The organism is Thioclava sp. GXIMD4215 (assembly GCF_045291555.1).
Lineage (GTDB): Bacteria > Pseudomonadota > Alphaproteobacteria > Rhodobacterales > Rhodobacteraceae > Thioclava > Thioclava litoralis.
This window is the reverse complement of sequence record NZ_CP149515.1, coordinates 2,423,731-2,441,663: the sequence shown is the minus strand read 5'-3', so window position 1 is coordinate 2,441,663 and position 17,933 is coordinate 2,423,731. Positions and strand designations below refer to the sequence as shown.

Annotated in this window: 19 protein-coding genes and 1 riboswitch; of the genes, 15 read left to right on the top strand and 4 right to left on the bottom strand. The window is 61.0% G+C overall.

What is annotated here, in order from left to right; genetic code table 11:
* Positions 1-36: 36 nt before the first annotated feature.
* The 8 genes from WDB86_RS12175 (at position 37) to WDB86_RS12140 (ending at position 6,265) form a co-directional block, all read left to right on the top strand.
* Positions 37-1,896 carry a DNA polymerase III subunit gamma/tau gene (locus WDB86_RS12175; RefSeq protein ID WP_406736033.1) on the top strand — a complete coding sequence of 620 codons (1,860 nt, stop codon included), beginning with the start codon at positions 37-39 and terminating at the stop codon, positions 1,894-1,896.
* A 29-nt stretch (positions 1,897-1,925) separates the two neighbouring features.
* Positions 1,926-2,270: a YbaB/EbfC family nucleoid-associated protein gene (locus WDB86_RS12170; protein ID WP_339108240.1), complete on the top strand. Its 345-nt coding sequence runs from the start codon at positions 1,926-1,928 to the stop codon at positions 2,268-2,270.
* 4 nt (positions 2,271-2,274) lie between these two features.
* Positions 2,275-2,874, top strand: a complete 600-nt coding sequence (gene recR, locus WDB86_RS12165) for a recombination mediator RecR (protein WP_406736032.1) — start codon at positions 2,275-2,277, stop codon at positions 2,872-2,874.
* On the top strand, positions 2,875-3,225 hold the full coding sequence (locus WDB86_RS12160; RefSeq protein ID WP_406736031.1) for a TfoX/Sxy family protein: 351 nt from the start codon (positions 2,875-2,877) through the stop codon (positions 3,223-3,225).
* Positions 3,226-3,283: 58 nt separating this feature from the next.
* The gene (locus WDB86_RS12155) at positions 3,284-3,949 is read left to right on the top strand and encodes a glutathione S-transferase family protein (protein WP_339108243.1); all 666 of its coding nucleotides are present in this window, start codon (positions 3,284-3,286) and stop codon (positions 3,947-3,949) included.
* A complete protein-coding gene (gene queG / locus WDB86_RS12150; protein ID WP_406736030.1) occupies positions 3,930-5,000 on the top strand; it encodes a tRNA epoxyqueuosine(34) reductase QueG in 1,071 nt (356 codons plus the stop codon). The genes WDB86_RS12155 and queG overlap by 20 nt, the downstream gene beginning before the upstream one ends.
* A gap of 30 nt (positions 5,001-5,030) precedes the next feature.
* The gene (locus WDB86_RS12145) at positions 5,031-5,972 is read left to right on the top strand and encodes a DMT family transporter (protein WP_339108245.1); all 942 of its coding nucleotides are present in this window, start codon (positions 5,031-5,033) and stop codon (positions 5,970-5,972) included.
* A gap of 98 nt (positions 5,973-6,070) precedes the next feature.
* Positions 6,071-6,265, top strand: coding sequence for a hypothetical protein (locus tag WDB86_RS12140; RefSeq protein ID WP_339108246.1), 195 nt, complete (start codon positions 6,071-6,073; stop codon positions 6,263-6,265).
* Positions 6,266-6,335: 70 nt separating this feature from the next.
* Here WDB86_RS12140 and WDB86_RS12135 read toward each other — a convergent pair whose 3' ends face one another.
* A complete protein-coding gene (locus tag WDB86_RS12135; protein ID WP_406721302.1) occupies positions 6,336-7,205 on the bottom strand; it encodes a branched-chain amino acid aminotransferase in 870 nt (289 codons plus the stop codon).
* A 137-nt stretch (positions 7,206-7,342) separates the two neighbouring features.
* Here WDB86_RS12135 and WDB86_RS12130 point away from each other — a divergent pair, with 137 nt between their 5' ends.
* The 6 genes from WDB86_RS12130 to WDB86_RS12105 all read left to right on the top strand — a co-directional run bounded on the left by WDB86_RS12130 (position 7,343) and on the right by WDB86_RS12105 (position 12,357).
* Positions 7,343-7,843 (top strand): MarR family transcriptional regulator, encoded by a 501-nt coding sequence (locus WDB86_RS12130; RefSeq protein WP_339108248.1) that lies wholly within the window; start codon positions 7,343-7,345, stop codon positions 7,841-7,843.
* A complete protein-coding gene (locus WDB86_RS12125; protein ID WP_339108249.1) occupies positions 7,843-8,556 on the top strand; it encodes a response regulator transcription factor in 714 nt (237 codons plus the stop codon). The genes WDB86_RS12130 and WDB86_RS12125 overlap by 1 nt, the downstream gene beginning before the upstream one ends.
* 264 nt (positions 8,557-8,820) lie before the next feature.
* The gene (petA, locus tag WDB86_RS12120; RefSeq protein WP_339108250.1) at positions 8,821-9,381 is read left to right on the top strand and encodes a ubiquinol-cytochrome c reductase iron-sulfur subunit; all 561 of its coding nucleotides are present in this window, start codon (positions 8,821-8,823) and stop codon (positions 9,379-9,381) included.
* An 11-nt stretch (positions 9,382-9,392) separates the two neighbouring features.
* Positions 9,393-10,718 carry a cytochrome b gene (petB, locus tag WDB86_RS12115; RefSeq protein WP_339108251.1) on the top strand — a complete coding sequence of 442 codons (1,326 nt, stop codon included), beginning with the start codon at positions 9,393-9,395 and terminating at the stop codon, positions 10,716-10,718.
* A gap of 1 nt (position 10,719) precedes the next feature.
* Positions 10,720-11,529, top strand: coding sequence for a cytochrome c1 (locus WDB86_RS12110; protein WP_339108252.1), 810 nt, complete (start codon positions 10,720-10,722; stop codon positions 11,527-11,529).
* An 84-nt stretch (positions 11,530-11,613) separates the two neighbouring features.
* Complete coding sequence (locus WDB86_RS12105) at positions 11,614-12,357, top strand: NYN domain-containing protein (RefSeq protein ID WP_406736029.1); 744 nt, start codon at positions 11,614-11,616, stop codon at positions 12,355-12,357.
* On the opposite strand, the gene WDB86_RS12100 is transcribed toward WDB86_RS12105, so the two are convergent.
* The 3 genes from WDB86_RS12100 to aroC all read right to left on the bottom strand — a co-directional run bounded on the left by WDB86_RS12100 (position 12,354) and on the right by aroC (position 16,202).
* Complete coding sequence (locus WDB86_RS12100; protein WP_406736028.1) at positions 12,354-13,025, bottom strand: TetR/AcrR family transcriptional regulator; 672 nt, start codon at positions 13,023-13,025, stop codon at positions 12,354-12,356. The genes WDB86_RS12105 and WDB86_RS12100 overlap by 4 nt on opposite strands.
* A gap of 289 nt (positions 13,026-13,314) precedes the next feature.
* Positions 13,315-15,027, bottom strand: coding sequence for a calcium-binding protein (locus tag WDB86_RS12095; RefSeq protein ID WP_406736027.1), 1,713 nt, complete (start codon positions 15,025-15,027; stop codon positions 13,315-13,317).
* Between the two features lie 71 nt (positions 15,028-15,098).
* On the bottom strand, positions 15,099-16,202 hold the full coding sequence (gene aroC / locus WDB86_RS12090; RefSeq protein WP_406736026.1) for a chorismate synthase: 1,104 nt from the start codon (positions 16,200-16,202) through the stop codon (positions 15,099-15,101).
* Between the two features lie 216 nt (positions 16,203-16,418).
* On the opposite strand from aroC, the gene WDB86_RS12085 reads away from it, so the two are divergent.
* Positions 16,419-17,750: a dicarboxylate/amino acid:cation symporter gene (locus WDB86_RS12085; protein WP_339108257.1), complete on the top strand. Its 1,332-nt coding sequence runs from the start codon at positions 16,419-16,421 to the stop codon at positions 17,748-17,750.
* A gap of 79 nt (positions 17,751-17,829) precedes the next feature.
* A riboswitch (TPP riboswitch) is annotated at positions 17,830-17,933 on the top strand.

Below are 17,933 nucleotides of genomic sequence, written 5' to 3'. Positions count from 1 at the left end.
CCAATCCCTAGATTGGCGCCAACCAAAGGAGAGGCCATGACAGACGCGATGGGAACCGACGCCCCCGAGAAAGGCGGCTATCAGGTTCTGGCCCGCAAATACCGCCCCGCCACCTTTGCCGATCTGATCGGTCAGGAGGCGATGGTGCGCACCCTCAAGAATGCCTTTGCGGCGGACCGGATCGCGCATGCTTTCGTCATGACGGGCATCCGGGGTGTGGGCAAAACCACCACCGCGCGGATCATCGCCAAGGGGCTCAACTGTATCGGGCCGGATGGCAAGGGCGGCCCTACGACCGAGCCTTGCGGGGTCTGCGAGCATTGCCGCGCCATCGCGGAAGGCCGCCATGTTGATGTCATGGAGATGGACGCAGCGTCCCGCACCGGCGTCGATGATATCCGCGAGATCATCGAAAGCGTCCACTACCGCGCGGCCTCGGCCCGCTACAAAGTCTATATCATCGACGAAGTGCACATGCTGTCCACCAATGCCTTCAACGCGCTGTTGAAGACGCTGGAAGAGCCGCCTGCCCATGTGAAATTCATCTTTGCCACCACCGAAATCCGTAAGGTTCCGGTGACAGTCCTCTCGCGCTGCCAGCGGTTTGACCTGCGCCGGATCGAGCCAGAGGTGATGATCGACTATCTCTCCAAGGTCGCGGCCAAGGAGAACGCCCAGATCAATGCCGACGCGCTGGCGCTGATTGCGCGGGCGGCAGAGGGCTCGGCGCGGGATGCGATGTCGCTGATGGATCAGGCCATCTCGCATGGGGCGGGCGAGACCACCGCCGATCAGGTCCGCGCGATGCTGGGTCTGGCCGACCGTGGCCGCGTGCTTGATCTCTTCGACATGATCCTGAAGGGCGATGCCGCGGGCGCGCTGACCGAGATCGCGGGCCAATATGCCGATGGTGCCGACCCGATGGCCATTCTGCGCGATCTGGCCGAGATCACCCATTGGGTCTCGGTCATCAAGATCACGCCCGATGCCGCCGAAGACCCGACCATCCCGCCGGACGAACGTGACCGCGGCATGGGCATGGCCGAGAAGATCCCGATGCGGGTGCTGACCCGCCTGTGGCAGATGCTGCTGAAGGCCATCGAAGAGGTCTCTTCCGCGCCCAATGCGATGATGGCCGCCGAGATGGCGGTGATCCGTGTGACCCATGTGGCCGACCTCCCCGACCCCGAGGCACTGTTGCGGCGCATTCAGGATGGGCCGGGTGTGACGCCCCCCAGCGGTGGCGGCGGTGCGCCTGCGGGTGGCCCCTCTGGCAGCACGGGTGGCATGGGTGGCCCTGCCCCCGCGGGAGGCCCCGTGCATGGCCCCATCATGTCGGGCGAGGGTCAGGTCATGGCGATCCACCCCTATGCCACCACGATGCGCGCGCGCTTTGGTCAGCCCATCGTCGCGGCGGGCAATCTGGCCGTAGCACAACAGCCCTCGGCAGAAGAGGCGCTGGCGCGGTTTGACAGCTTCGAGAAGGTCGTGGACCTCATCCGCCGCATGCGCGACATGACGCTTTTGATGGATGTCGAAACCGGGCTGCGCCTTGTGCGCTACCGTCCCGGCCTGATCGAGTTCCAGCCCGCCGAGCGCGCGCCGAAATCGCTGGCCGCCCATCTGGCGCAGCGGCTGCAGAACTGGACGGGCCAGCGCTGGGGTGTGTCGGTCGTCAATGAGGGCGGCGGGGAAACCATCGCCGAGATGCGCGACGCCGACCGGCGCATCGCCGAGAAGGCCGCAATGGATAACCCCCTTGTGCAGGCGATCTTTGCCACATTCGAGGGCGTGAAATTCGAGAAAATCATCTCGTCGGAAGAAATCGCGCAGGAGATGGAAGACACCGTCCTGCACGAGGTCGAAGACGAATGGGACCCTTTCGAGGATCATTGATCCCCGAGATCACTTCAGGAGATTACCCTATGTTCAAAGGTTTGGGCGGTCTTGGCGATATGGCCAAGATGATGAAACAGGCGAAGGAAATGCAGGAACGCGTTCAGGGCCTGCAAGAAGAGATGCAGAAGATCGAGGTCACCGGCGAATCCGGCATGGGTCTGGTGAAGGCGCGTGCGGCGGTCTCGGGCGATCTGCTGGGGCTGGATATCGACCCCTCGATCCTTGTCGCCTCGGAGAAAGAAGTCGTCGAGGATCTGATCCTTGCCGCGATCAAGGATGCGCAATCGCGCGCCAAGGCCCGCGCTCAGGAAGAGCAGAAGAAGATGCTGCAGGATATGGGTCTTCCGGCCGATATGAACCTGCCGATCTGACCTGATGGCCGGACCCCGCGACGAAATCGAGGCGCTGATTGCGCTGATGTCCCGCCTGCCGGGGTTGGGGCCGCGGTCTGCGCGGCGTGCGGTGCTGCATATGCTCACGCGGCGCGAGGGGCTGATGGCCCCTTTGGCGCGCGCGATGGGCGAGGTGGCCGCCCATGCCCGCGAATGCTCTGTCTGCGGCAATATCGGAACGGCCGAGATCTGCGAGATCTGCACTGATCCCCGCCGCGCCACGGGCGAGATCTGCGTCGTGGAAAGCGTGGCCGATCTTTGGGCGATGGAACGCGGTCAGGCCTTCAAGGGCCGCTATCATGTGCTGGGCGGCACCCTTTCGGCGCTGGATAGTATCGGCCCCGAGGAATTGGGCATCCCCAAGCTGATCGACCGCACCGGCGCCGAGGGTGTGACCGAGGTGATCCTGGCGCTCAATGCCACAATCGAGGGGCAGACCACCGCCCATTACATCGCCGAGGCGCTTGAGGCGCAGGAGATCAACGTCAGTACTCTGGCCCAAGGGGTGCCGATTGGCGGCGAGCTTGATTACCTTGACGATGGCACCATCGGCGCGGCCCTGCGCGCACGGCGGAAGTTCTAGATGCCGGTCTCGCCCGATATCGAGCTGTTCCTGCGCGAACAGCTTGAGGGCCGCGTCCATACGAAGCGGATGTTTGGCGGCTATGGCGTCTATACGGATGTGAAATGCGTGGCGTTTTTACTCAATGACGCGCTGTTCCTGCGCCCGCTGCCTGAAATCCGCGCCTATATCGAGGGCACGGGGCATGATCTTGTCATGGATGGTCCGGTGAAGGGCGCGAAAAGCTATTACCGGATCGACCCCGACCTATGGGAGGATGGCGACTGGCTGATGGGGCTGATCCGCACCGCCCATGAGGTGATCCCCGCCCCCAAACCCAAGAAGACGCGCCGCGAATCAGGCAAGGATTGAACCGCCCCGCATTCCCGCGTATCACCGGATCTGCCCCCAACCGCCACAAGAGGTGAAGATGAACCGGCTCTATCACATGACGCTATCGCCCTATTGCCGCAAGGTGCGCCTGACGCTTGCGGAAAAGCGCATGGAGGTCGAGCTGGTCGAAGAGCGCTATTGGGAGAAATCGCCCGAATTCATGCGCCGCAACCCTGCTGGCAAAGTGCCGATCCTGCGCTATGAGGGCATGCTGATGACCGAGAGCCAGGCCATCTGCGAGTTCCTTGACGAAATCGCCCCCGAGCCGCGCCTGCTGCCGCAAGACCCGATGGGGCGCTATGAAGTGCGCCGGTTGTGCAGTTGGTTCGACGACAAGTTCAACGAAGAGGTCAGCGGGCCGATCATGAACGAGCGCGTCTGGAAGAAGGTCCGCAAGGAAGGCTATCCCGACAGCCGCACGGTCAAGGGGGGCTTGGCCGCGATCAAATATCATATCGATTACATGGACTGGCTTCTGAACGAGCGCCGCTGGCTGGCTGGCGATATGATGTCTCTGGCCGATTTCACCGCCGCCGCCCATCTGAGCTGTCTGGACTATATCTCGGATGTGGATTGGAACCGCTCGCGCAATGTGAAGGACTGGTACGCGAAGATCAAATCGCGCCCTGCCTTCCGCTCGCTTCTGGCCGATCAGCTTCCGGGGATGCGGCCCAGCCCGCAATATGCCGAGCTTGACTTCTGATCCTCTCGTTGCCCTCAAGGCGCGCCTGAACGCACAGGCGCTGGCCGAGGGGTTTTCCAAGATGGGCGTCACCCGCCCCGATGCCATCCCCGAGGCCATGAGCCGCCTGCGCGCCTTTGTCGAGGCGGGCTATCACGGCGATATGGGCTGGATGGAAGAGCGCATGCAGTGGCGCGGTGCGCCCGATGCGCTTTGGCCCGAGGCGCAATCGGTCATCATGCTGGCCGAGACCTATACCCCCGATCACGACCCGCTGGAGGTCTTGAACCACCCCGAACAGGGCGGGATTTCCGTCTATGCGCAGGGCAAGGATTACCATGATCTGGTGAAAAAGCGGCTCAAGCGCGTGGGGCGCTGGCTGATGGATGAGGCGGCAAAGCAGGGCATCGATCCGCAGATCAAGGTCTTCGTCGATACGGCTCCCGTGATGGAGAAACCCTTGGCGCAGGCGGCGGGTCTGGGCTGGCAGGGCAAACATACCAATCTTCTGGGGCGCGATCTGGGGTCGTGGTTCTTTCTGGGGGCGATCTTCACCACGATCCCCCTTGCACCCGATGCGCCTGACAGCAGCCATTGCGGGTCTTGCCGCGCCTGTCTGGATGCCTGCCCGACAAAGGCCTTTCCCGCGCCCTACCAACTGGATGCGCGGCGCTGCGTGTCCTATCTGACGATTGAGCATAAAGGCCCCGTGCCGGAAGACCTGCGCGCCATGATGGGCAACCGGATCTATGGCTGCGACGACTGCCTTGCCGCCTGCCCGTGGAACAAATTCGCGGCAGACGCGCGCGAGATGCGCTATCATGGCTCCCATCGCGCCCCTGATCTGGCAGAACTGGCGGCCCTTGATGATGCAGCCTTCCGCGAACGGTTCTCGGGCTCGCCCATCAAAAGGATCGGGCGCAACCGGATGGTGCGCAATGTGCTTTACGCAATGGGAAACTCCGGCCAGAGCACATTTATTAGGCAAGCCAGCGCCCTGACGCAGGACCCCGATGAAACTGTGGCGGATGCGGCCAGTTGGGCATTGGAGCGGCTTACCAAGCCATGCTAGCCAAGCTTAGCATCCGAAGGACAGATCTCCATGCCCGACACACCTGACGCGCCGCCCTCCGCCCTGACGGGGATCTTGTTGAAGCTCGGATCGGTGCTGGCCTTCATCGTGATGTCCTCGCTGATCAAGGCCGCCGCCGATGAGGTGCCCGCCGGTGAAACGGTCTTCTTCCGGTCGTTCTTCGCGATTCCGGTGATCGTCGGCTGGCTGGCGCTACGCGGGCAGTTGCGCGTGGGCTTTCAGGTCGCCAGCCCGATGGGCCATTTCTGGCGCGGGATCGCGGGCACCGCCGCCATGGCGCTGAACTTTGCGGGGCTTGGCCTTCTGCCCCTTCCCGAACTGACCGCCATCACCTATGCAACCCCGCTTCTGGTGGTCATTCTGGCCGCGATGTTTCTGGGGGAAGAGGTCCGGCTGTTCCGCCTGAGCACGGTCGGGCTGGGGCTGGTGGGGGTGCTGATCGTGCTTTATCCCAATCTGGGCCATGTGGGAGACACCTCCGACAGGCAGGCGCTCGGGGCGATGATGGCGCTGACGGGGGCACTCTGCGCCGCCCTCGCGCAAGTGTTCATCCGCAAGATCGTGCATACCGAGCGCACCTCGGCCATCGTCTTCTGGTTCACCATCACCTCGACGCTGCTTTCCCTGATCACCCTGCCCTTTGGCTGGGTCATACCCAGCCCCACCAATACCGCGCTGCTGATCGTGGCGGGGCTTCTGGGCGGTGTGGGGCAGATCCTGCTGACCTCGGCCTACCGTTTTGCGCCCGCCTCTATTGTGGCACCTTTCGATTATGCCTCGATGCTCTTCGCGCTGATCATCGGCTTTGTGTTCTTTGCCGAAATTCCGACCACCCTGACACTGGCCGGAGCCGCCGTGATCATCTTTGCCGGTATCCTCATCATCTGGCGCGAACGGCAGCTGGGGCTACAACGCGACCGCCAGCGCAAGGCCCAGACCCCGCAGGGATAAGGTCAAAGATGGTTTCCCTCTGATCAAGCAAGATTAAAAATAATTCCGGTGCGGACCTATTCCATGCTATGCTCTTGTCGGGGAAGGAGGACCCTCACATGACAAAGCATATTCTTGACCGCGCTCCGAACCGGAGCGATGACAGCCGTTACCGCCGGTTTCTGAAAATCGACCATGATGGCCAGATGGCACGCAATACCCGCGCCCTGCTGCAACGCCCGCGCAAATCCAGCGACCAGCCAAGGCTGAGCCACTTCCTGCGGATCGAACATGAAGGCCTCGGGTCTGTCTAAGCCGCTGCCGCCGAACAAAGCCAAAAGGCGCACTGCCAGAGTGCGCCTTTTCTGTTATGCCCCGCAGACCCTAGCGGCGCACCAAAGCCTCGTAGCCCTCCGACAGCGCCCGCGCCATCGGGCCGACGGTAAAGGTAATATCGCCGATCTGCGCCACCGGCGTGACCTCTGCCGCCGTGCCCGTCAGGAAACATTCCTCGAACGAGGCAAGCTCCAGCGGATTGATCCGGCGCTCATGCACCACAATCCCCTTCTCGCGCGCCATCCCGATAATGGTCTGACGGGTCAGCCCGTTGAGGAAGCAATCGGCCAGCGGCGTGTGGATCTCGCCATTCCTGACGAAAAAGATATTGGCCCCGGTGGCTTCGGCCACATTGCCGCGCCAGTCGAGAAACAACGCATCCGAACAGCCCTTCGCCTCGGCGGCATGTTTGGACATGGTGCAGATCATATAAAGCCCCGAGGCTTTGGCCTGCACCGGAATGGTCCGCGGGTCGGGACGCGCCCATTTCGCGATATCGAGCCTGGCGCCGTCCCATTTGGCCTCGCCGTAATAGCTGCCCCATTCCCACGCGATCACCGCCAGTTGCACCGGATTACGGGCCGCCGACACGCCCATATCCAGACCCGCGCCCCGAAAGGCCACCGCCCGCACGTAAGCATCGCTCCAGCCATTGGCCGCAAGCACGGCATATTTGGCCGCGTCGATTTCTTCGGGCGTATAGGGGATCTCCATATCGATCAGGCGGCCCGACTGGATCAGCCGTTCCGAATGTTCGCGGCATTTGAAGATCTTGCCGTTATAACAGCGCTCCCCTTCGAAAACCGAAGAGGCATAATGCATGGCGTGGCTCAGGATATGCACCTTCGCCTCGCGCCACTCGACCAGCTGGCCGTCTACCCAAATCTTGCCATCGCGATCATCATATGCAGCAGCCACACCAGCCTTCTTTTTTGAATATTGCAAAATTAGGCCCAAATCAGCCACAAAATTACAGAAATGATGAGAATTCGCTAGCAATCGATTCTTGGAAAGTCAACATCGTTGACGTAAACTCGTCAAAAATGAGGTGAGACATGGCGGAAATCGGATCTCAGGGCGGCGAGACCCTGCTGTTTCTGACCGACGAGCAATTGCGCAAAGGGATCGAGGCGATGTTTTTCGCCTATCGTGCCTTCACGGCAGATCCCGACCGGATTCTGGACAAACATGGCTATGGCCGCGCCCATCACCGTGCGCTGCATTTCATCAACCGCCAGCCGGGCCTGACGGTGACCGCGCTGCTGTCGGTTCTGGGGGTGACCAAACAATCGCTCAACCGTGTGCTGCGCACCCTGATCGAGGACGGGCTTGTCGATAACCGCGTGGGCCGCAAGGACAAGCGCGAGCGGCATCTGTACCTGACCGACACAGGCTCGGCTCTGGAACGCGAGATTTCGGATGCGCAGCGCACCCGAATGCGCGCCGCCTACCGGCAGGCAGGGCCTCAGGCTGTGCAGGGGTTCCGGCAGGTACTAGAGGCGATGATGGATCACGACTTGCAAAAGCAGTTCCAGACCATGAAAGACAATAGCTGATGGCCTATGATCCCGCAGCCCCGCATCTTCTGATCGTCGATGATGACGAGCGCATCCGCTCTCTGCTGCGCAAGTTCCTGATGCGGAACGGGTTTATCGTGACTACGGCACGCGATGCCGCGCATGCGCGCAGGCTGCTGGACGGGCTGGAGTTCAACCTGATCGTGCTGGATGTCATGATGCCCGGCGAAGACGGGATCAGCCTGACGATCGACCTGCACAAAAAGATCCGCACTCCGGTTCTGCTGCTGACAGCGCGCAGCGAGACGCGCGACCGCATCGAGGGGCTGGAGGCGGGGGCCGATGACTATCTGGCCAAACCGTTCGAGCCGCGCGAATTGCTGTTACGGATCAATGCGATCTTGCGGCGGGTGCCGGCAGAGACCTCGGCAGGGCCGAAATTCCTGCATCTGGGCGGGCTGCGCTATGATCAGGACCGTGGCGAGCTGTGGGATGGCGAGGAAATCGTCCGCCTGACAGCCACCGAGATGGCCCTGATGAAAATCTTTGCCGCCCATCCGGGCGATGTTGTCTCGCGCGCGGATCTGATTGACGAGCTGTCGCGCGACCGTCCCGCCTCGGACGAGACCTCGGGCGACCGTGCCATTGACGTGCAGATCACCCGCCTGCGCCGCAAGCTGGAACGCGACCCGAAAGAGCCACGCTATCTACAAACCGTGCGCGGCCTGGGCTATATGCTGACGCCCGACTAGACGCGGCCCGTCCGGCTGTGACCGCAAAACCGTGCCCGACACGGTCTTCACATTTGCTTGACCTATATCAATGCGGCCCGCTCCCTTGCCTGTGTATCGGATGCTATAAGGCGGAACTTTATGTTCCAGTCTAAGGGCATCGGTCTGTTTTCCCGTGTCCGCATGACAGGAAAGGATCGGGCGCTTGCGCCTTTCTTCTTCCGGTCGGGTCGGCGGACAGGCAGAAAGCAGGCACAGCACAGTCTAGGCAAGGGAGAGGAACGCGTGTCCCACTCAGACGAACAAAAAGGTACCCGGAGGGACTTCCTTTATTTTGCAACCGCCAGTACGGGGGCAGTGGCCGCCGGTGCGGCGGCTTGGCCATTGATCAACCAGATGAACCCCTCGGCGGATGTGCAGGCCATGTCCTCGATTTTCGTCGATATCTCGGGGGTCGAACAGGGCACCCAGATCACGGTGAAATGGCGGGGCAAACCGGTTTTCATCCGCCGCCGCACGGCAGACGAGATCTCGGCGGGTCGCGCTGTGCCGTTGAACGACCTGATCGACCATTCTGCCGAAAACGCCAATAAACCCGGTGCCGATGCGGCAGATGAGAACCGCACGCTAGATGAGGCCGGAGAATGGCTGGTGATGATGGGCGTGTGCACCCATCTGGGCTGCGTTCCGATCGGCAATGCCTCGGGCGATTTCGGCGGTTGGTACTGCCCCTGCCACGGCTCGCATTACGATACCGCAGGCCGTATCCGCAAAGGCCCCGCCCCGCGCAATCTCGATATTCCGGTGGCCAAGTTCACCGATGACACAACCATTCAACTGGGCTGAGGGAGGAACCTATGTCCGGCATTCCCCATGATCATTACGAACCCAAATCGGGGTTCGAGAAATGGTTACATTCTCGCCTGCCCATCGTTGGACTGGTCTATGACACCATCATGATTCCCACCCCCAAGAACCTGAACTGGTGGTGGATCTGGGGGATTGTTCTGGCCTTCTGTCTGGTGCTGCAGATTGTGACCGGCATTATTCTGGCGATGCATTACACGCCGCATATCAGCCTCGCTTTCGCCAGCGTGGAACATATCATGCGCGATGTGAATGGCGGCTATTTCATCCGCTATCTGCATGCCAACGGTGCCTCGCTCTTCTTCTTCGCGGTCTATCTGCATATCTTCCGCGGCCTCTATTACGGGTCCTACAAAGCGCCCCGCGAGGTGACGTGGATCATTGGCATGATCATCTATCTGTGCATGATGGGCACGGCCTTCATGGGCTATGTGCTGCCCTGGGGGCAGATGTCCTTCTGGGGGGCCACGGTGATCACCGGCCTCTTCGGCGCGATCCCCGGGATCGGCCCGTCCATCCAGGAATGGCTGCTTGGCGGACCGGCGGTCGATAATGCGACGCTCAACCGCTTCTTCTCGCTGCACTATCTGCTGCCCTTCGTGATTGCCGCCCTTGTCGCGCTGCATATCTGGGCCTTCCATACCACCGGCAACAACAATCCCACCGGGGTCGAAGTGCGCCGCACCTCGAAAGAAGACGCCAAGAAAGACACCCTGCCCTTCTGGCCCTATTTCGTGATCAAGGATCTCTTCGCGCTGGCACTGGTTCTGCTGATTTTCTTCGCGGTTGTCGCGTTTATGCCGAACTATCTGGGCCACCCCGATAACTATATCGAGGCCAATGCGCTGGCGACGCCCGCCCATATCGTGCCCGAATGGTATTTCCTGCCCTTCTACGCCATCCTGCGCGCCTTCACCGCCGATGTCTGGGTGGTGATGCTGGTGAACTGGCTGACCATGGGCTTCATCGACGCCAAGTTCTTCGGGGTGATCGCCATGTTCGGCTCGATCATCGTGATGGTGCTGGCGCCGTGGCTCGATACCTCGAAGATGCGCTCGGGCATGTTCCGGCCCGCCTTCAAATTCTGGTTCTGGCTGCTGGCCATCGACTTCGTGGTGCTGACTTGGGTGGGGGCAATGCCGACCGACGGGATCTACCCCTATATCTCGCTCATCGGGGCCACCTACTGGTTTGCCTATTTCCTCGTGATCCTTCCGGTGCTGGGCCGTATCGAGAAAACGACGCTTCCCCCCGCCACCATCGAGGATGACTTCAACGCCCATTACGGCCCTGATGCCGCGGAAAGGGGCCTGTAAGATGAAAACCCTTCTGATCTCTGCCATCGCTGCCTTGGGGCTTAGCTTTGGCGCGGCCAATGCCAATGAGGGCGGCCATGTCACCGATATCGCCTTCAGCTTCGAAGGACCGTTCGGCAAATATGACCAGCAACAGCTGCGTCGCGGGTTTCAGGTCTATCGCGAGGTCTGCTCGGCCTGTCACGGGCTGAAATATGTGGCGCTGCGCACGCTCTCCGACAAGGACGGGCTGGGCATGAACCCCGATTGGGTGCGCGCTTATGCCGCCGAAATGTCGATCTACGACCCCGAACTCGACGATGAACGCCCGCGCAAGGAAACCGACCATTTCCCGACCGTGGTGGATGCCGGCGCACCGGATCTGTCGCTGATCGCGAAATCACGGGCGGGGTTCCACGGGCCCTACGGCACCGGTATCGCACAATTCGTGCAAGGTATGGGCGGACCGGAATATATCTATTCGCTGCTGACCAGCTATACCGGAGAAGAAACCGAAACCGCCGGCAATGTGCTTTATGAAAACCACGTCTTCTCGACGGGTTATCTGCAAATGCCGCCGCCGCTTTCGGACGATCTGATCGAATACGAGGACGGCACGCCCGCCACGACCCAGCAGATGGCCAAGGATGTCGCGGCCTTCCTGATGTGGGCCGCCGAACCCAAGCTGGTGGATCGCAAGGAGTGGGGCTTTGTGGCGGTACTGCTGCTGTCGCTGCTGACCGTGCTGCTCTACCTGACAAACAAGCGGCTCTGGGCACCGTTCAAAGACCGGTTCCGTCATGATGACTACAAAGAGAATATTCCGGACTAGAACCGGCCTCTTCTTGAAACGCGCCCTTCGGGGCGCGTTTTCCTTTGCGATAGAATGCGCTAGCTTGGGGCAAAAGAGGATCACATGCCCGACACCCAACGCCACGAGCTTCACCGCACCGCCCGCCTTTGCGTTCTGATCGATGCCGATAATATGCCCCACGCCCATGCCGAAGCGATTTTTGAAGAGATTTCGGGGCTGGGCGAGGCCAGCGTGCGCCGGATCTATGGCGACTGGTCAGCCCAACGACTGGGCGGCTGGGCCAAGAAGGCCAATGTTCTGGGGCTGGTCGCGGACCAGCAATTTGCCAATACCAAGGGCAAGAATGCCTCGGATATCGCGCTGGTGATTGCCGCGATGGATTTCCTGCATTCGGGGCGGTTCGACGGGTTCGTGCTGGTGTCCTCGGATAGCGATTTCACCCGCCTTGCCCAGCGTATCCGCGAACAGGGGCTGGATGTGTTCGGCATCGGCGAGAAAAAGACCCCCGAGGCCTTCCGCAATGCCTGCAAACGCTTCATCTATGTCGAGAATCTGGGCGAGACCGCATCCCCCGAGCCCACCGATATCACCCCCCGTCCCGCCCCCGTCGAAAAACTGGGCGCCAAGGAGGCCATTCCGTTGATTGCCGCTGCGATCAAACGGATCGGGCTGGAAGAGGAGTGGTATTCCCTTGGCCAGATCGGTCAGTTCATCACACAGGCCAATCCCGATTTCGACACCCGCACCTATGGCGCAGCCAAGCTGTCGGATCTGATCCGCCAGACGGGCCGCTTCGAGGTGCGCAAGGGCGAAGGGAACCACATTCAGGTGCGCGACCGCGCTTAGGAGGCGCCGCCCTCTGTCTGGCAATGGCATTTGGTGCCATAGCGCGCCATGAACATCGCCACGGCCTCCTTGACGGTGCGCTGGCGGCAGTCTTCGGTCAGCATCTCCGGCAGGCCGAAGACGATCTTGGCATGCAGATTGGCCTTGCACAGTTCCAGAAACTGCTCGGCGGCAAAGTCGAAATCCTCGATCTTCAACTCGCCGCGCTCCGCGCCGCGGCGCATCAGGCCCACTAGCTTGTCGCAGACAACGACATGGCCGGTGGCGTAGAACTGCCGTCCGACCTCGGGAAAACGCTCCGCTTCGGCCACGCAGATCCGGAAGATATCCCGCCCGAAATCAGAGAAAATATAGGTTGTCAGCTTTTCTGCCGCCCCTGTCAGGACCACCTCGATCGGCGCGTCCATCGCCTCCATCGGAGACATGCTGGATTGCGCCTGCATGGCACATTCCTGCTGGGCGAAAACCATAAATAACAAGCGCTTGTCAGGAACATAGCTGTAAAGGGTCGCCTTGGAGCCCCCTGCCTCGCGGGCGATGTCATCCACCGAGGCTCCCTCGAACCCGTCCCGCAAGAACACCTTGCGCGCCCCTTCGAGCACCTGATCGAATTTCCGCCCTCGGCGGATACATGTTTCCATGGCAGGCTGTTTCGGAGAATGCGTCATCAAGGTCCCCTTCTTTCCATCATGATAGACAGAACGGTTCAGAAGGGGAAGCGGGTCCCTTCGACGGGCAAGAAAAGCCATCCGCCGCCGTGTCTCCAAAGCCTATCATGCCGGCGCGATAGGCCACCGCCCGACCCACATCCTGCGCAGGGGCGATATCCGCAAGGCACGGCATCCGCCGCATGTCCGAAAGAAGGACACCAACGGGCGAGGCTGCGAATCTCATGGCGACCCATCTCAAAAGGCCACCCCGAGGGGCGGCCTTCCCGATCAGTAAAACGCGGGCCGTTTAGGCATCCGCAAGTGCCTCGTCCTCGTCTTCGTCCTCGGTATCGCCATCTTCGGCAACCGGCACAGTCGGGATATCGGCAAGATCGGCCGCGGCGGTCTGGGTCTCGCTCGTGGTCTCATCGAGTGCCTCGGTGCTCTCCTCGCTGTCAGAGGCATCGGCCTGCGCTTCGGTGCTCTCGTCTTCCAGCTCGGCCCAGGCGGCGCTGTCATCTTCGGCCTCGTTGTCATCGGACCAGCCATCCGCCAGTTGCGCGTCCTTGGCGGCCTGCAACTTTGCACCATAGCTTTGCATGGAGGCAACCGACTGGCCTTGCAGGGTCACGCTATCATCATCATGGAACGACAGGACAAGATTGCCATCCTCGTCATCCGCGCCGGAGACGTCATCGGGCAGAGCCGAGAAATCGACCGCCTCGCCATCAAACATCAGCACATCTTCCCCGAAACGGAAATCCGTGACCGTCACATTGGATGTCGCCGTATCGGAAGCGCCGCGCAAATCCACCACGTCATTGCCCTTGCCCAGATGCATCACGTGATCGGCCCCGTGATCGAGATACCCCACAAGCGTGTCATCCCCCTTGCCGCCTTCCAGCAGACAGGTGTCATTGCCGCCAACGATCAGGTCATCGCCTGCCTCACCGGCCAGATGATGCTCGCCGCTGACCGCATACAGGCTGTCATTGCCCTCGCCGCCCCCGATGACATGCGACAGACCACTTTTGACACGGATGTAATCATCGCCCCCAAAGCCGTTGATCCGCACCGTATCGGCTGTCGAATCGCCATCGGCATCGACATAGAGATCCTGCATGAAATCCGCCTCTTCGGTGCCATCGACACGATTGTCCGAGAGGGTCGCCTCTTCACCAGTGCCCGCGCCCGGATCGGTCGCGGCCTCCTCGCTCGATTCCTCATCGGCGAAAATGTCGGAAGACAAACGGATGGTCACCGGCCCCCCTTCATCGTTCCCCGAGAACGCAAGATAGGTGAAATTCCCCGAATATTCGGTCGCGCTGCTGATATCGACCCCTTCCGCATTCTCGGGATCGGCCACCAATGCCGACAGATCGTCGCCGCTATATGTCACACCATTCACAACAAGCGTGTCCATCGAGGGGTCGAAATCGCTGCCCAAATCGACAAGGCCACCCGTCTCGGCATCGATATCGGAGGTAACATTGACAACATCCGCTGCGGCCTCGGTTTCAGCCAGAAACACCGAGGCCGTATCATTATCGCCCAGCGTGATATTGACGGTATCCGCACCCTGTCCGGTGAAGATCCGCGCAGACTCGGCCCCCACTGCCGTCATATTGGCGGTGATCACATCATCGCCATACTCGCCCGACAAGGACGCATAGCCCTGACCGGACCAGGTAATCGTATCGTTGCCCGCATTGCCGTTGAACAGCACATTCCCCGACCCTTCGATCGTGTCATTGCCCTCATCGCCAAAAAGCTGGGGGTAGAAATGGTCGAGGCTGGGCGTCGCAACCAGATTGCTGCCCGAGAGATAATCGTCTCCGGCCTGACCGTGAACGATGGTGCGCCCCTCCACACCGGTCACGCGGTCATTGCCACGACCTGCCCAGATATTGAGAAAGGTTTCCCAAGTGGCGCTGCCCGTGTAATCGAGCGTCACCCCATTCGCATCAACAAAACCGGCGGTGATCTCGTCAGCCGCAGAGCTCCCCAGAATATAAGACATAATAATCCCCACAATCAGGCAAAGGCCCGTAATAATGCGAGGATTATAATATTTATGGATGCGGTAAAGTTTTATTTACCGACTTCACCCCGAATCCCGCCCGTTTGTCCACGGTCCATCAACAGATGGTCCAGAATGACACAAGCTGTCATCGCTTCGGCAACAGGCACGGCCCGAATACCCACGCAAGGATCATGACGGCCCTTGGTCACCACCTCGACCGCCTCGCCATCAAGGTTGATCGAACGGCGCGGGGTGAGAATCGACGAGGTCGGCTTGACCGAGAAGCGCACCACAACCGGCTGGCCCGTGGTGATCCCGCCCAAGATGCCGCCGGCATGGTTGGTCAGATATTCCGGCCCGTTCTCGCCCATGACGATCTCGTCGGCATTCTCGATGCCGGTCAGATTGGCGGCATCCATGCCCTCGCCGATCTCGACGCCTTTCACGGCATTGATCGACATCATCGCCGCCGCCAGATCAGTATCCATCTTGGCATAGATCGGCGCGCCAAGCCCTGCGGGAACGCCGGTGGCCACCACCTCGATCTTGGCGCCGACCGAGGAATGCTGCTTGCGGATCGCCTGCAGGTAATCGGCCCATTCATCGACCACATCCGCATCGGGGATGAAGAAGGGGTTCTGCAGGATCTGGGCTTCGTCGAACCGCGCGCGGTTGATATGTTTCACGCCCATCTGCACCATATAGCCGGTGATCTTCAGATCGGGCACCAGCTGGCGCAGCACGGCCTGCGCGACACCCCCTGCCGCCACCCGCGCCGCCGTTTCCCGCGCCGAAGACCGTCCGCCGCCACGGTAATCGCGGATGCCGTATTTCTGGAAATAGGCCAGATCGGCATGACCGGGGCGGAACTGGCGGGCGATCTCGCCGTAATCCTTCGACCGCTGGTCGGTATTCTCGATCATCAGCTGGATCGGGGTGCCGGTGGTTTTTCCCTCGAACACGCCCGACAGGATACGCACCGCATCGGGTTCCTTGCGCTGGGTGGTTTCTTTCGACTGGCCCGGACGGCGGCGGTCAAGGAAGACCTGAATGAACTCTTCCGAGATCTCGATCCCCGGAGGGCAGCCATCCACCGTCGCACCAAGCGCCGGCCCGTGGCTTTCGCCCCAAGTGGTCACGCGGAACAGATGTCCGAAGGTATTATACGACATGAGGCATCTCCCTGTTATGCGCGCCAGATCCGGCAAAAGCTCCTGCGGCGGTCGATTCCAGCCTGCATAAAAGCCCGGCACCGATGTAGCAACTGCATCCCCTCTAGGCAATCAGGGCTGAAGATATCATGATGGGCATGCTTGGGTTTTAATGGCCTCGCCCGGGCCGATCACCTATAGGCAGACTGAAAGCATCACAAAGGGGGAGAGTGTTGCATGGTTCATAAACGCGTATCACTGACGACGCAGATCATGGTTGCGATGGGCGCGGGCATCGTTCTGGGGGTCATTTTCAACCAGATCCAATCCGGTTTCATTTCGACCTATATCACCGGCGGCCTTCTCGCGATGATCGGGAAGATGTTTGTCAACGCGCTGAAAATGCTGGTGGTGCCGCTGGTCTTCTTCTCGCTGATCTGCGGCGTGACAGGGATCGGCGATATCCGCGTGCTGGGGCGTGTTGGCGGCAAAAGCTTCGGGCTTTATATCGTGACCACCGCCATCGCCATCGCGATCGCCATTCTCATCGCCAAGATTGTCGGGCCGGGCCAAGGCTTCACAATGGAGGGCATCGACACCTCGGGCATTAGTGCCAAAACGGCCCCTTCGGTCTGGGATGTCTTCGCCTCGATCGTGCCGACCAATCCGGTTCAGGCCTTTGCCAGCGGCGAGATGTTGCAGATCATCTTCTATACCATCGTGCTGGGCGTGGCAGTGCTGATGCTGGGCGAGAAATCGGATAAATTCGTCGAGGGCTGTGAATATATGAACGAGGTGATGATGAAGATCGTCTCCATCGTCATGGCCTTCGCGCCTTTGGGCGTGTTCTGCCTGATCACCAAGACCTTCGCAGAACAGGGGATCGACCTGTTCCTGCCGGTGCTGGCCTATGTGCTGACCCTGACCGGCGCGCTTCTGCTGCACCTGTTTGTCACGCTGATGGTGATCTTGAAGCTGTTCTCGGGGCTGAGCCCGATCACCTTCATTCGCAAGATCCGTCCGGCACAGATCTTCGCCTTCTCGACCGCCTCCTCGAATGCCACCATTCCGGTGACCCTGCGCTGCGTGACCGAGCGTATGGGCGCGCGCAATTCGGTGGCGTCGTTCTGCATTCCTTTCGGGGCCACGATCAACATGGACGGCACCGCGATCATGCAGGGTGTGGCCACGGTCTTTCTGGCCAATGTCTACGGCATCGATCTGGGGCTGACCGGCTACCTGACCGTGATCGCTATGGCGGTTCTGGCCTCGATCGGCACCGCAGGCGTGCCCGGCGTGGGGCTTGTCATGCTGACGATGGTGCTGGGACAGGTCGGCCTGCCGATCGAGGGCATCGCGCTGATCTTGGGCGTTGACCGGCTGATGGATATGATCCGCACCGCCGTCAATATCACAGGGGATGCCGTGGTGACCGCCATTGTGGCCAAAACCGAAGGCCAGCTTGACATCGCCACCTACGAGAACCCTCTTGCAGGCACCGCGGATGACGATCTGGGCATCGACCCCGCCGCCGAAGAGAAACTGGCCCATCTGGCCCGCCCGCATTAAGCGGCGCGCTCCGGTTTGAGCGGCCAGTACGACACGGCAGGGGGCGCTTGCCCGAATGCGGCCCCTGCACTAGAACAGCCCTATCACCTCGGGGTGCCGGTTTGGTCCGGCTGAGATGCCAAAGGCGAACCCGTCGAACCTGAACCGGCTAGCACCGGCGGAGGGAAGGTCACGGGACTGTCG